Here is a 14052-nt window from a genome sequence, read left to right on the forward strand (position 1 = left end):
GCGCTGTGCTGCGGCACAGTGCTGCGGCGGAGTGGTGCGCGGCCTCCGGGGGTGGCCCGGGGCAGCCTTCCACCCTATGCCTCAGGTCATATGAATGAAGAACCGAGGGGGGATCGTGACGGTGCTGTTATCGCGCGCGCACGCCGACCGTGCCGCTCAGCGCACGAGCACGCTCAGGCAGGTGACGCAGCCCTCGAGCTTCTCGAACTCGGAGATGTCGACCGTCACCACCCGGTAGCCGAGCGAGCGCACGAGCTCGGCCGAGGCGGGCGCCGAGGTCGCCATGAGCACGGCGTCGTCGCCGAGCACGACGACGTGGCCGCCCTCCGCCTCGGGCATCGGCAGGAACGAGCGCCACATCGACGCGTCGTCGATCGTCGAGGGGTGGCCGATGACGGTGCCGTCGGGCAGGGCCGTGACCGCGCTCTTGAGGTGCAGCACCTTCGAGACGGGCACCGCGACGACCTCGCGCCCGAGGCGCCCGGCGATCGCGCGCAGCTGGCGGATGCCCTCCGCATTCGTACGACCGCCACGGCCGACGTAGACGGTCGAGCCGATCTGCAGCACGTCGCCCCCGTCGAGCGTTCCGGGCTCGACGATGCGCTCGACGCGCAGGCCGAGATCGCGGGCGGTCGGCGCGGCGTCGTCGATCTCGCGCGCCCGCGAGACGGCACCCGGGCGGGTGACGATCGCGGTGCCGTCGATGATCACGAGGGTGTCCTCGACGAACACCGAGTCGGGCAGCTCCTCGGCCGGCGGCACCTCGACGATGGTGAAGCCCTCCGCCCGCAGTGCGCCGACGTAGTCCTCCCACTGCCGCTCGGCGAGATCGAGGTCGACCGGCACGCGCTCCTGGTGGGTGAGCTCGCCGTCGGCGAGGCGCGAGCTGGGCATCCGCACGATCGCGATGCGGCGGGATGCGGAGGCCGCGGCCCGGCGCGCGGCCCAGATACGGCGGCCCACCAGCAGGGTCGCGAGCACCGCGACCACCTGGAACAGCAGGTTGAAGCCGAAGACGCTCAGCCAGAGGTAGTCGATGAGCGCACCGCTGATCGGGTTGCCGGCGGAGACGATGGCGAGCATCGCGCCGAGCCACGACGACACGAAGGCGGCGAGCAGGCCGACCGCGAGGGTGATCCAGCGGTTGTCGAGTATGCCCGCCGTGCCGACGATGGCGAGGAAGACGAACAGCAGCATCGACGAGAAGCCGAAGACGCCGTTGACCTGCACGAGCACCTCGAGCGTGGCGCCGTTGATCGCCGAGAACAGCACGACCGTCACGAAGTGGGTGACGATCGCGACCGCGGCGGCGGCGAGGGCGGAGTCGAGCAGGCGGCGCGAGAGGGGCTGAGTCACCCGATAACGCTACCCGCCGCTCCGCGCGTCACAAATCACGGAGAATGCGGGCTCGCCGCCGCCCTTACCGGCACGACGGAGACCGGGATGTGCCGGAAGTCCGTGATGTGTGACGCGCCGGGCGGACGGCGGGTGGACGGGCCCGTCGCGCCCGTCTAGTGGAAGAAGTGGCGCTCGCCCGTGACGTACATCGTCACGCCGGCCGCCTGGGCCGCGGCGATGACCTCCTCGTCGCGCACCGAGCCCCCCGGCTGCACGACGGCGCTGACGCCCGCGTCGATGAGAACCTGCAGCCCGTCGGCGAACGGGAAGAACGCGTCGCTCGCCGCGACCGAGCCGCGCGCCCGGTCGCCGGCGCGCGACACCGCGAGGTGGCACGAGTCGACGCGGTTGACCTGGCCCATGCCCACGCCGACGGATGCTCCGCCCGACGCCAGCAGAATGGCGTTCGACTTGACGGCGCGGCACGCGCGCCAGGCGAATTCGAGGTCGGCCAGCTGCTCGGCCGAGGCGGGCGAGCCGGAGACCAGCTGCCAGTCGCTCGCCGCCGCGAACTGCCGGTCGGCGCTCTGCCGCAGCCATCCGCCGCTCACCTGCCGCAGCTCGGTGTCGGGCAGGGCGAACCCGGCGGGCAGCTGCAGCAGCCGGATGTTCTTCTTCTCGCGCAGCACCGCGAGGGCATCGTCGTCGAAGCCGGGAGCCACCACGACCTCGGTGAAGATCGGGGCGATCGACTCGGCCGCCGCGCGGGTGATGACGCGGTTGGCGGCGATCACTCCCCCGAAGGCCGAGACGGGGTCGCACGCGTGCGCCGCCGCGTGAGCATCCGCGATCGATGCCCCCACGGCGATGCCGCACGGGTTGGCGTGCTTGATGATCGCGACCGCCGGGGCGTCGTGGTCGTAGGCGGCGCGCACGGCCGCGTCGGCGTCGACGTAGTTGTTGTACGACATCTCCTTGCCGTGCAGCTGCGTGGCCTGGGCGATGCCGTGGGCTCCGTCGGCGCGGTAGAGCGCGGCGTGCTGATGGCTGTTCTCGCCGTAGCGCAGCACCTGCTGCAGCCGCGCCGACACCTGTAGCGTCGACGGGCTGCCGTCGGCGGCCGGGTGAACTCCTCTCACGCCGAGCGTGTCGGCGAACCAGGCGGCGACGGCGGTGTCGTACGCGGCGGTGTGCGCGAAGGCCTTGGCGGCGAAGCGCTGGCGCTGCAGCAGGGTCGTGCCGCCGAGCGTCAGCGCCTTCGTCACCATCACGTAGTCGGAAGGGTCGACGATGATCGCGACGTTCGCGTGGTTCTTCGCCGCCGCGCGCACCATCGCCGGCCCGCCGATGTCGATCTGCTCGACCACCGCGTCACCCTCTGCGCCCGAGGCGACCGTCTCGACGAAGGGGTACAGGTTGACGATCACGAGGTCGAAAGGCGATACCCCCAGGTCGGCGAGCTGGGCCTCGTGCGCCTCGAGCCGCAGATCGGCGAGGATGCCCGCGTGCACCGCGGGGTGCAGCGTCTTCACGCGCCCGTCGAGCGTCTCGGCGAAGCCCGTCACCTGCGACACCTCGGTCACCGGGTGCCCGGCCGCCGCGATCGTCGCCGCCGTCGAGCCCGTCGACACCATCTCGACGCCCGCCGCCGCCAGCTGCGCGGCCAGCTCGAGCAGGCCCGTCTTGTCGCTCACCGAGATGAGCGCACGCCGCACCGGAATAGCATCGCGGTGGCGGTAGAGGGCGGGGTCGTGGGCGGGGCCGGCCATGAGGAACTCCTGGGTCGCGAGGGGCGGGGTCGGGGTCAGGGGGGTGGATGCGGAGCCGAGGCGGAGGGATCCCTCGGCGATGCCCCGCACGACGTCGATGAGCAGGCGCCGCTCGACGGGCTTGATGCGCTCGTGCAGGCTGTGCTCGGTGTCGTCGGGCAGCACGGGCACGCGCTCCTGCGCGAGGATCGGGCCGGTGTCGACGCCGGTGTCGACGACGATCACGCTCGCGCCGGTCTGCGCGACCCCCGCGGCGAGCGCGTCGCGCACGCCGTGGGCGCCGGGGAACTCGGGCAGGTACGCGGGGTGCGTGTTGATGAGCCGCGGCGCGAGGGCCTCGACGACCCGCGGCGGCAGGAGGCGCATGAGCCCGCTCAGCACCACGAGGTCGGGCTGCCACTGCTGCACGGCGGCCAGCAGCTCGTCGCCCCACTCGTCGCGCGAGGCGTAGGAGCTGTACGGCACGGTGAAGCTCGGGAGGCCGAACTGCTCGGCATGCGCCAGGCCGTCGGCGGCGCGGTCGGCGCCGACGGCGACCACGTGGGCGGGGAACGCGGGGTCGCGGCACTCCTCCAGAAGAGCGCGCAGGTTCGACCCGCCGCCCGAGATCAGCACGACGACCCGCAGCACCCGCCCAGGCTACCGGCTGGCGGCGGAGGCGAGCGGCCGGGGCAGGCGCGCACCCCCGGCGAGCAGACCCAGGGATGCTCCGATGAGGGTCTCGGTGAGCATCCAGAGCCCCACCGCCAGCGGGTCGGGTCCGACGACGGCGAGGCGTCCGGGCCCGGCCGCCCCCGCGGCGACGAAGGCGAGGAACCCCATGGCGGCACCGGCGATGACGGCACTGACCGTCCCCACGCCGAGCGACCAGAGCCGCAGCGCCCCGCCCTCCACTCCCGCCGAGGCGGCGGCCGCCGCGAGGCGCGGGCGCACAGCGATGCCGGCGGCGAAAGCGGCGAGCACCGGCACGAGGAGGGTCAGGAACCCCAGCGGCGAGGGCTCGGTCGGCAGCGCGCCGAGCACCGGCACGGCGGGCAGCGGCCCGAGCGTCACCGCGATGGGGCTGACCGTCGACCCGGCGCCGACGGCGAAGCCGGGGCCGACGAGCCACGCGGAGGTCCAGACCACGAGGGTGGGAAGGAAGGCCAGCTGCGCCACCGTGAGCGCGATGCCGCCGAGCACGCCCGCCTGCACGCTCTCGTACAGCGCGATCACCTGCCCGTAGCCGGCCAGCAGCGCGGCGGCGGTCAGCAGCGCGGCGATCGCCGCGACGGTCGCGACCGTTCCCAGCCCGGCGCGCAGGGCGGCACCGCCCGCGGCGAGCCAGGGCTGCGGGCCCTCGGCGATCATGCGGCGCAGCCGCACGCGGGCCGGGTTGGTCGCCCCGATCGAGCCGATCGCGATGCCGAGGCCGAGGATCAGCGCCGGAAAGAGAACCGCCTGCCAGCGCGACGGCAGCACGCCCGGCACCCCGCTGACGGTGAGCAGCAGCACGGTCGAGAGCAGGACGACCGTCGCCAGGGCGACCAGCTCGCCGACGATGCGGTGCGGCTCGTGGCGCAGACGGCGGCCCACCGCGACCCCCGCCAGCGCCATGGCCAGCGTGAAGCCGGTGAGGGCGATCGAGACGAGGAAGGGCTCGCCGACCCCGAGCACGTCGAGCGCGAGCGCCGTCTGGGGGTCGAGTTGGAAGGTGACGTCGACGCCGTGGCCGAGCATCCAGATGATGACGGCCGCGCGCCAGAAGACGACCCAGTCGATCTGGAAGCCGAATTGGAGGGCCCACTGCAGGGTCAGGACGCTGAGCGGCACCGCGATGCCGATCGCGACGATCAGCAGCGCCTCGAAGGCGCTCAGCACGGCGGTCAGGCGGCGGTTCATCTCGCGGGCGAGCCTAGCCGCGGTGCCCCGCGCCGACCGCGGCGGCGCGCACACGCACCGGGCCTCACCCCAGCGCGGCGCGCGCGGCGGCCCGAGCGGCCAGCGGGTCGGGAGCGGCGCAGGAGGCGGCAGCCGCATCCCGGCACTGCGTGAGAGTCACGCCAGCGAGCCGGGCGCCGACGGTCGGGATCGCCCGGGCGACCATCGACAGGCTCGTCGCGCCCAGGCCGACGAGCACGGCGGCGAAGTCGGGGTCGGCCGCCGCCTCGCCGCAGAGCCCCATCGGGGTGCCGGTCGCCTCGGCGGCCTCCCCGACGATGCGGATCATGCGCAGCAGGGCGGGCTGCCACGGGTCGGCGAGCGGGGCGAGCGCCGCCGACATGCGGTCGGCGGCCATCGTGTACTGGGAGAGGTCGTTGGTGCCGACGCTGAGGAAGTCGACGGCCCCGCACAGCTCGATCGCGGTCAGCGCCGCCGCCGGCGTCTCGAGCATCACCCCGACGCTCCGGATGCCCGCCTCGCGCGCCCGGGCGGCGAACTCGCGCGTCTCGGCCAGCGTCGCGATCATCGGCGCCATGACCGCGACGTCAGCGCGCTCTGCGGCCGCGGCCTCGGCGATCGCCCGAAGCTGCCGCTCGAGCACGAGCGGGTCGCGGATCGCCGTGCGGACGCCGCGCAGCCCGAGCACCGGGTTCGGCTCGTGGATCGGCGTGAAGAACGGGAGCGGCTTGTCGCTGCCCGCATCGAGGGTGCGCACGATGACCCGCTGGTCGGGGAAGGCCGCGAAGACCTCGCGGTAGGCGGCCACCTGCTCGGCGACGCTCGGCTCGTCGGCCCGGTCGAGGAAGCAGAACTCGGTGCGGAACAGGCCCACTCCCTCGGCGCCGCGCTCGACCGCGCGGGCGATCTCGCGCGGGGCGCCGACGTTGGCGCTCAGCACGACCCGGTGCCCATCGGCGGTCGAACCCGGACCGCGGAACGGCGGCAGGGTGATGACGCCGGTCGCCGTCGCCTGGAGGCCGGGGTCGGGCTGCACGATCACCTCGCCCGTCTCGCCGTCGACGAGCACGAGCGTGCCGTCGGCGATGCGGGTCGCGCCCTCCACCCCGACGACGGCGGGCAGGCCGAGCTCGCGGGCGATGATCGCCGTGTGCGAGGTGGGGCCGCCCCCCTCGGTGACCAGGGCGATGCAGGTCGCGGGGTCGAGCGAGACCGTGTCAGCGGGCGCGAGATCGTCGGCGACGAGCACGTAGGGCTCGCGGCGCTCGGGGAGCCCGGGCGGCTCGACGCCGGTCAGCCGCGCGATGACGCGGTCGCGCACGTCGTGCAGGTCGGTGATGCGGTCGAACAGCTCGCCGCCGGCGGCGCGGTACTGCTCGGCGACGTCTGCGATCGCCTCCCAGACGGCGCGCTCGGGCGTGAGGCCGCGGGCCCGGATCGCGCCGGCGGCCTCCTCGATCAGCTGCGGGTCGCCGGCCATGGCGGCCGTCGCCACGAGCACCTCGGCGCGATGACCGCTCGTCTCCTCCGCGCGGCGCCGGTAGTCGCGGGCGGTCGCCTCGAGGGCATCCCGCAGGATGCCCGCCGCGGCTGCGCGGGCGGGTGGGGCCAGCACGGCCGTCGCCGGGGGCTCGGCGATCGCGTGCACGAGCACCGCGACCGGCCCGATCACGCGACCGGCGCTGACCCCGAGAGGCCCGGTGCCGGGCCCGGTGCCGGACACCGGGGCGGGGGCGGCAGCGGCAATGCTGTCGTCGGCGCTGGTGGCAGTGGCGGTGCCGATGGCGGTGCCGGCGTCGGCGGGCTCGACGAGCTCGGCGATGAGCGGCTCGCCGAACCCGGTGGCGAGCAGCGCGACGAGGGCGTCGACGGCGGCGCGAGCATCCACCCCCGCCGCGTCGATGCGCACCGCGGTGCCCGCCGTGGCCGCGAGCACGGCGATGGCGAGCGGGCTGCGGGCCGAGGCAGGCGGCTTGCCGTCGACGGTGAGCGTGAGCTCGGCGGTGAAGCCGGCGGCGAGCGCCGCGATCTCGGCGGCGGGGCGGGCGTGCAGCCCTCCCTCGTTGACGACGACCGCCGGAGCGCTCACGGTGAGAGCGTCATCGTCCGCGAGCTCGGCGGGCGGGCGGGCGGGCTCGCTCGGGCCGGGAGCGGGCCGCTGCAGCAGCGCGCTCTTGGGCGAGAGAGCGGCTTCGGCCTCGGCGGCGACCGTGTCGAGGTCGTCGCCGATGCCGGCGCGCACGGCTGCGGCCAGCAGGCCCTCGACGAAGGGAGCCGCGACGACGCGCACCGCGATGCGCCCGCCGAGCTGCTCCAGAGCCATGTCGGCACTGAGCACGGCCGAGCCGAGGTCGGTGATGACGACGACGCCGCGCCCCTGTGAGGCCTCGCTGATGGCGGCGGCGACGCGAGTCGCGTTGGTTCCGGTGCCACCGTCGGCACGACCGGCCGCGATGGCGATGCGGGGCGGATGCTCGCCCGCGACCTCGTCGGCGAGACGCCGCGCCGCCATCGCCAGGTCCATGCTGTGCGAGACGAGCACGATGCCGACACGCGCCGTGGAGGGCGACGAGCGGTCGCCGCCCGTCGACGGCAGGGTCGCGTTCTCCGTGGTGGTCGGCGGCTCAGCACCGAGCGCGGCGGCGAGTGCGTCGAGCAGCAGGGCGGCCGAGGCCGAGCCGGGGTCGATGGCTCCGAGGCTGCGGTCGCCGAGCTGGCTGGCGCGACCCCGCCTGGCGACCATGCGCGCGGTCGCGTCGCGCGCCGAGCGGCCGGCGTGGGCCGCGGCGGCCATCGCCTCCGCGAGCGGCTGCCCGCCGGCGAGGGCGGCATCGAGCGCGTCGACGGCCGGCACCAGAGCGTCGAGCATCGTCTTGTCGCCGAGCTCGACCCGCCCGCGCTCGCGCACGCCGGCGGTGCCGGCCCGGAGAGCAGCGGCGAGAGTCGCTGCGTCGACAGTCGTGCGGTCACCGATCTCCGCGGCGGCCCGCAGCAGCAGGGTGCCGAACAGCGGTCCGCTGGCGCCCCCGACCGTGCCGACGAGAGCCTCGCCGGCGAGCGTCAGGGCCTCGTGCACGCTCGTGGGCGGGTGCGCATCCCACCGCTCGATGACGGCGGCGGCACCGCGGCGCAGGTTGGCGCCATGGTCGGCGTCGCCGATGGCCGCGTCGAGGGCGGTCAGATGCTGCTCGTTCTCGCCGATGGCGGCCGCCCACCCGCGCAGCCACGCGGTCGCGGCACCCACCGTCAGCTCGTGCATAGCGCCGCCAGTCTAGGCCGCAGGCCCGTGCCCCCGCCCCCCGCGGGTGCAGACGGGACTGCGGGCACGACAGTGCCGTTCTCGCAATGTGCCTCCGGCGGCATGTGCCGCGAGAGGCACATTGCGAAAACAACGCGGCGGGAGGGGTCGCGACGGAGAAAGGCCAGCGGTGGTGCGACCGCGCGGAACGGCAGCGCTCGGAGCGGCTACTCCCGTCCCTCGTGGCGCACGGGGAGGACGTGCGGGGGCGGGGAGCCGTCGACCGAGGGGAACTCGCAGGTGAAGCGGCCCTCGTAGCCGAACAGGAAGCCGAGGACGCGGTTGTGCACGCTCAGGCGAATCACGTACTCGCCGGTCACGTCGTCGAACGACTCGTGGAGGTCTGCTCGACCCGAGAACAGCATCGGGAACCGGAAGCCGAGCGGGCCGGCGTAGAAGCGCTGGGCGTCGGAGGTCAGGTGGAGCGAGCCGTCCGGTTCCGCGCGCAGCGCGAGGTCGACCGCGAGGTGCTGGTGGGTCCCCAAGTAGTCGACGATGCGTCCGTCACGGCCGCGGATCATGGTCGCGTCGAAGCGGCCGGGTCGCCCGGGGCGATCGGGGTACGCGAAGGTGCGCACGAACGTCACCGTCTCGCGCCCGAGCGGGTCGCGGTACGGGTAGTTCTCGACCGTGAACGGCACCTGCTCGCCCGGGAAGGGGGCGAGGATGTTGCGGATGCGGCCAATGTGCAGGAACGGCACCGTCCACCAGGGGCCCCGCCGGATGCGCGTCATGACACCGCGCCCGACGCAGGCGTACCCAGCGGCGAGACCGACGCCGAACCTGCGACGCAGCATTGGATGCAGCCGAGCGAATTCGTCGCCCATCGCGCGGGCGAACATGCTCCGGGCGTCGTCGTTCACGGCGCCTCCAGACCGACGAGCGTCGCGGGAGCGTCGCGCAGCGCCTCCGGCCGCCCGATGCTCCAGACGCAGTCACGGGCCCGCGGACGGTCTCGCCGCCCCGGCAGCACCATGCGCCAGAGCGGCCAGCGTTCCGGCTCCTCACCGCGCTCGGCCCAGCACCGAAGCCGCGCGAAGCTGCAGGCGGTCATCCAGGCGACGAGGGGCCGCACGAGCACGCGGTCGAGGAGCGACCCCCATCCAGGCGCGTAGTCGTAGCCGGTGATGAAACGCACGCCGCCGTTGACGGGCTCGTAGCGCCAGAAGCCGCGGCCATCGCTCAGGGGCGAGAGCCGGTCGCTCGTTGTGAACCGCAGCGCCGAGGTGCGGGCGCCATCGGCGCCATCGCGGGTACCGAGGGCGATGCCGGTTCCACGGATCGTGCGGATGAGCATCCGCCGCTCGTAACGGAAGCGCCACCGGCCGTCGGCGCCGCGCTCGGTCGGGACGATGCGGCTGAAGCGAGCGTCCCAGCGGGCGTGCGCCATCGGCTCCTGCGTAAGCCGCCAGACCGTCTCGATGTCCGCCGCGATGACCGTCTCGACCCGGATCGCGCGCGTGCCCACGGGGTCAGTCTTGCACGCCGCACTCGAGACATCATCAGAACGTCGACGGCCCCGCCTCCCGGAGGGGCGGGGCCGTCGGCTGCAGGATGCGGGCTACAGCCCCGCGATGATCTCGCGCATGAGGGCGGCCGCCTCGCTCGGCGTCTTGCCGACCTTGACGCCCGCGGCCTCGAGGGCTTCTTTCTTGGCCTGCGCGGTGCCCGCCGAACCGCTGACGATCGCGCCGGCGTGGCCCATGGTCTTGCCCTCGGGCGCCGTGAAGCCGGCGACGTAGCCGACGACGGGCTTCGTGACGTTCGCCTTGATGAAGTCGGCCGCGCGCTCTTCGGCGTCGCCGCCGATCTCGCCGATCATGACGATCGCCTTCGTCTCGGGGTCGGCCTCGAAGGCCGCGAGGGCGTCGATGTGCGTCGTGCCGATGATGGGGTCGCCGCCGATGCCGATCGCGGTCGAGAAGCCCAGATCGCGCAGCTCGTACATCATCTGGTAGGTCAGGGTGCCCGACTTCGAGACGAGGCCGATGGGGCCCTTGCCCGTGATGTTCGCGGGCGTGATGCCCACAAGCGCCTCGCCGGGCGTGATGATGCCGGGGCAGTTCGGGCCGATGATGCGCGTGGTGTTGCCCTTGGCCTGAGCGTGCGCCCAGATCTCAGCGGTGTCGAGCACGGGGATGCCCTCGGTGATGATGACGAGCAGCGGGATTCCCGCATCGATGGCCTCGAACGCGGCGTCTTTCGAGAACGCCGGCGGTACGAAGGCGATCGAGACGTCGGCGCCCGTCGCGGCCATAGCCTCGGCGACTGTCGCGAAGACGGGCAGCTCGATGGTCGAGCCATCGGCAGCAGTGTGGGTCACCGTAGTGCCGGCCTTGCGCGCGTTGACGCCGCCGACGACCTGGGTGCCGGCCTTAAGCATGAGCGCGGTGTGCTTGGTGCCCTCACCGCCCGTGATGCCCTGAACGATGACCTTCGAATCCTTGGTCAGGAAGATCGACATGGTGTTCTGTTCCCTTACTTCGCGGCGAGCGCGGCAGCCTTGTCGGCGCCGTCGTCCATGGTCGTGGCGAGCGTGACGAGCGGGTGCGCGGCCGCGGCGAGGATCGCCCGGCCCTCGTCGACCTGGTTGCCGTCGAGTCGCACCACGAGCGGCTTGGTCGCGGCGTCGCCGAGCATCTCGAGCGCCGCGACGATGCCGTTGGCGACCGCCACGCACGAGGTGATGCCGCCGAAGACGTTGACGAAGACGCTCTTGACCTGCGGGTCGCCGAGAATCACGTCGAGACCCGCGGCCATGACCTCGGCCGAGGCACCACCGCCGATGTCGAGGAAGTTCGCGGGCTTCACGCCCCCGTGGTTCTCGCCTGCGTAGGCGACGACGTCGAGCGTCGACATGACGAGCCCGGCACCGTTGCCGATGACGCCGACCTCGCCGTCGAGCTTCACGTAGTTGAGGTCGTGCTGCTTGGCCTTCGCCTCGAGCGGGTCAGCAGCATCCTTGTCTTCGAGGGCCTCGTGGCCGGGCTGCCGGAAGCCGGCGTTCTCGTCGAGGCTCACCTTGCCGTCGAGCGCGACGATGTCGCCGGCGCCCGTGAGCACGAGCGGGTTGACCTCGACGAGCGTCGCGTCTTCGGCGACGTAGACGCCGTAGAGGGCGACGAACACGGGGGCGACCTTGTCGACGAGCTCGGCCGGGAACTTCGCGGCGACCGCGATCTCGCGAGCCTTCTCGAGCGTGATGCCCACGGCGGGGTCGACCGCGACGCGCGCGAGCGCCTCGGGGCGCTCCTCGGCGAGCTGCTCGATCTCCATGCCGCCCTCGTAGCTGCACAGCGCGAGGTAGTTGCGGTTGGCGCGGTCGAGCAGCACCGAGAAGTAGTACTCCTCCGTGATGTCGGCACCCTGCGCCACCATTACGCGCTTCACGACGTGGCCCTTGATGTCGAGGCCCAGGATGTCGCGGGCTGCGGCCTCGGCGTCATCCGCGGTCTTCGCGACCTTGACACCGCCGGCCTTGCCGCGGCCACCGACCTTGACCTGCGCCTTGACGACCGTCACCCCGCCGATCGACTCGGCAGCCGCGCGAGCCTCCTCCGGGGTGTCGGCGATGATGCCCTGCAGCACGGGAACACCGTGCTTCTCGAAGAGGTCTCGGGCCTGATACTCGAAAAGATCCACGCTGCTCGTCCCATCCGCGTGCGAAAAGAGAAAGATAAGGGGATGCGGTCGGCCTCTCGATCGTGAGATTCCTCACCGGAGAGATTTCTCGATATCGAGACAAATCGCAGCCTCTACTGTACCGCCCGCGCACGGGGCCCCACGACGGGCGGATGCCCGGCCCGAGGTCAGTCGGCGTCGTCGCGCCGCACGATCAGCACCGTGACGTCGTCGCTGCTCGCGCCGCGCGCCCGCGCCCGGATGGCCTCGATGATCTCCCACGGATCCTGCGCGAGCAGGGCGAGGGTCACGAGGTTGTCGAGCGAGTGCAGCGTGCCGTCGTAGAGGTCGAGCACGCCGTCGCTGACGACGATGAGCGTGTCGCCCGGGTCGAGCTGCACGGTCTGCACCTGCCACTCGGTCTCCGGGTCGACGCCGAGCGGCGGGGCGGTCGACCGCAGGCGCTGAGAGCTGCCGTCGGCGCGCGCGACGATCGAGAGGCCGTGCCCCGCATCCACGTAACTCAGCACTCCCGAGTCCATATCGAGCCGCGAGTGGAAGGCGGTGACGAAGACGCCCGCGTTGTCGAGGTCGACGGTGAGGGCCGCGGATGCCGCGTCGACGGCACCCGCGACATCGCCGAAGCGGGCCGCCGATCGCAGCACCGCGCGCACGGTCGCCGCGATGATGGCCGCCGCGATGCCCTTGCCCATGGCGTCGGCGAGCGTGAGCGCGGCACCCTCGCCCACGGGGTACCAGTCGTAGAAATCGCCACCGACAGCACGTGCCGGAATGCAGACGCCCGCGGTCTTCCAGCCCGGGAGGCTCAGCAGCTGCTGCGGCAGCAGGCCCTGCTGCACTTCGGATGCCCGGCTGAGCTCTTGGCTCACCGTCAGCTCCTGCTGCACCCAGCCGGCGAGGTCGCGCAGCATCTCGGTCTCGCGCGCCGAGAAGTGCCGCGGCTGCGAGTCGTAGACGCAGAACGCGCCGATTCGCTCGCCGCCGGGGGCGTAGAGCGGGAACCCGGCGTAGAAGTTGATGAGCCCCGGCACCATCTTGTGGGCGTGGGCGGGATCGGCCGAGAGGTCGGGAACCACGAGCGGCTCGTCGTGCTGGATGGTGACAGTGCACATCGACTCGTCGCGCGGCATCTCGACGGGCCCGATGCCCGACACCGACTTCGCCCACTGCCGGTCGCCGTCGATGAGGTTGACCGCCGCGGTCTCGACGCCGAACAGCTGGCGCGCGAGACGCGTGACGCGATCGAAGCGCTCCTCGGGCGGGGTGTCGAGAATGCCCATGTCGTCGAGCGCGCGCTGGCGCGCCATCTCGTCGATGACGCCGGCGATCGAGATCGAGGGCATCGCCTTGCGCGGTGGGGCGCCGCCGTGGCGACGGCCACGCACGACCGTCCAGTGGTTGAAGCCCTCGATGCGCCGGTGCTCGACGCTGTCGGAGAGCGCCTGCATGATCGGCAGCCCCCGACCGCGCTCGGCGTACTGGTCGGGCATCGCGCGATCGCGCAGGTCGACGTGATCGACCACGCCCTCATCGGTCGCCGTGGCCTCGATGCGGTCGTCGTAGACCACGATCGAGATCGTGAAGCTCACGGGCTCGCCGTTGTTCGCGTGCTCCATGACGTTGGCCGCGAGCTCGACGATCGAGAGCTCGGCCGCCATGCGGTCGGCCGCGTCGAGGTGCGGGGTCTGCGCCCAGATCGTCGCGAGCAGGTCTTGCAGCGTGTCGACCGTGTCGGGCGGGCAGTGCAGCCGGAACGACCGCGAGACGACCTCAGGCATGCGGGAAGGCGGCGCCGACCGAGTCGAAGCTCTTCAGCACCGAGCCCATGTTGGTGAGCTCGAGCACGAGCTGGGCCTGCTCGGCCGGTCGCACGAGGCGCAGATCGCCGCCGGATGCCCGCACCGACTTGAGACCCGCCACGAGCGCACCCAGCCCCGAGGAGTCGAGGAACACGACCTGCGAGAGGTCGACCGCGACGTTCGGGTGGTTGGCGTCGACCGCTTGCTCGATGGCCTCGCGCATGCGCGCGGCCGTCACCATGTTGAGGCGCCCGCCGACTGTGACCTCGGCGACCCCGAAGGGGTGGTGCACCACCGTGATATCCATTGACCGTCCTCCCCGTCG

Annotated in this window: 10 protein-coding genes and 1 pseudogene; all 11 read right to left on the minus strand. The window is 72.9% G+C overall.

The window, feature by feature from the left end:
* Nucleotides 1-156 precede the first annotated feature (156 nt).
* Nucleotides 157-1356, minus strand: a complete 1200-nt coding sequence (gene ddaH / locus BJ959_RS12840; RefSeq protein ID WP_341800052.1) for a dimethylargininase — start codon at nt 1354-1356, stop codon at nt 157-159.
* A gap of 155 nt (nt 1357-1511) precedes the next feature.
* Nucleotides 1512-3107, minus strand: coding sequence for a bifunctional phosphoribosylaminoimidazolecarboxamide formyltransferase/IMP cyclohydrolase (gene purH, locus BJ959_RS06115; protein ID WP_243739072.1), 1596 nt, complete (start codon nt 3105-3107; stop codon nt 1512-1514).
* A gap of 72 nt (nt 3108-3179) precedes the next feature.
* Nucleotides 3180-3737: pseudogene (gene purN / locus BJ959_RS12635) on the minus strand (phosphoribosylglycinamide formyltransferase); the annotation flags it as partial.
* A gap of 9 nt (nt 3738-3746) precedes the next feature.
* The gene (locus BJ959_RS06120; protein ID WP_153983006.1) at nt 3747-4988 is read right to left on the minus strand and encodes a cell division protein PerM; all 1242 of its coding nucleotides are present in this window, start codon (nt 4986-4988) and stop codon (nt 3747-3749) included.
* Between the two features lie 64 nt (nt 4989-5052).
* Nucleotides 5053-8247 (minus strand): phosphoenolpyruvate--protein phosphotransferase, encoded by a 3195-nt coding sequence (ptsP, locus tag BJ959_RS06125; RefSeq protein WP_153983007.1) that lies wholly within the window; start codon nt 8245-8247, stop codon nt 5053-5055.
* 206 nt (nt 8248-8453) lie between these two features.
* The gene (locus BJ959_RS06130) at nt 8454-9083 is read right to left on the minus strand and encodes a DUF4166 domain-containing protein (protein WP_243739068.1); all 630 of its coding nucleotides are present in this window, start codon (nt 9081-9083) and stop codon (nt 8454-8456) included.
* Between the two features lie 62 nt (nt 9084-9145).
* Nucleotides 9146-9754 (minus strand): SRPBCC family protein, encoded by a 609-nt coding sequence (locus BJ959_RS06135; protein WP_153983008.1) that lies wholly within the window; start codon nt 9752-9754, stop codon nt 9146-9148.
* A 93-nt stretch (nt 9755-9847) separates the two neighbouring features.
* Nucleotides 9848-10750 carry a succinate--CoA ligase subunit alpha gene (gene sucD, locus BJ959_RS06140; protein ID WP_153983009.1) on the minus strand — a complete coding sequence of 301 codons (903 nt, stop codon included), beginning with the start codon at nt 10748-10750 and terminating at the stop codon, nt 9848-9850.
* A gap of 14 nt (nt 10751-10764) precedes the next feature.
* Nucleotides 10765-11928: an ADP-forming succinate--CoA ligase subunit beta gene (sucC, locus tag BJ959_RS06145; RefSeq protein WP_153983010.1), complete on the minus strand. Its 1164-nt coding sequence runs from the start codon at nt 11926-11928 to the stop codon at nt 10765-10767.
* A gap of 167 nt (nt 11929-12095) precedes the next feature.
* Nucleotides 12096-13706 (minus strand): SpoIIE family protein phosphatase, encoded by a 1611-nt coding sequence (locus BJ959_RS06150; protein ID WP_153983011.1) that lies wholly within the window; start codon nt 13704-13706, stop codon nt 12096-12098.
* A complete protein-coding gene (locus BJ959_RS06155) occupies nt 13699-14034 on the minus strand; it encodes an STAS domain-containing protein (RefSeq protein ID WP_153983012.1) in 336 nt (111 codons plus the stop codon). The genes BJ959_RS06150 and BJ959_RS06155 overlap by 8 nt, the downstream gene beginning before the upstream one ends.
* Nucleotides 14035-14052 lie beyond the last annotated feature (18 nt).

The sequence above is a fragment of the Microcella frigidaquae genome, assembly GCF_014200395.1.
Taxonomy (GTDB): domain Bacteria; phylum Actinomycetota; class Actinomycetes; order Actinomycetales; family Microbacteriaceae; genus Microcella; species Microcella frigidaquae.

Coding starts and splice junctions, on each gene's coding strand:
- purH (WP_243739072.1), bottom strand. CDS start 3,107: ATGGCCGGCCCCGCCCACGACCCCGCCCTCTACCGCCACCGCGATGCT.
- BJ959_RS06120 (WP_153983006.1), bottom strand. CDS start 4,988: ATGAACCGCCGCCTGACCGCCGTGCTGAGCGCCTTCGAGGCGCTGCTG.
- ptsP (WP_153983007.1), bottom strand. CDS start 8,247: ATGCACGAGCTGACGGTGGGTGCCGCGACCGCGTGGCTGCGCGGGTGG.
- BJ959_RS06130 (WP_243739068.1), bottom strand. CDS start 9,083: ATGCTGCGTCGCAGGTTCGGCGTCGGTCTCGCCGCTGGGTACGCCTGC.
- sucD (WP_153983009.1), bottom strand. CDS start 10,750: ATGTCGATCTTCCTGACCAAGGATTCGAAGGTCATCGTTCAGGGCATC.
- BJ959_RS06150 (WP_153983011.1), bottom strand. CDS start 13,706: ATGCCTGAGGTCGTCTCGCGGTCGTTCCGGCTGCACTGCCCGCCCGAC.
- BJ959_RS06155 (WP_153983012.1), bottom strand. CDS start 14,034: ATGGATATCACGGTGGTGCACCACCCCTTCGGGGTCGCCGAGGTCACA.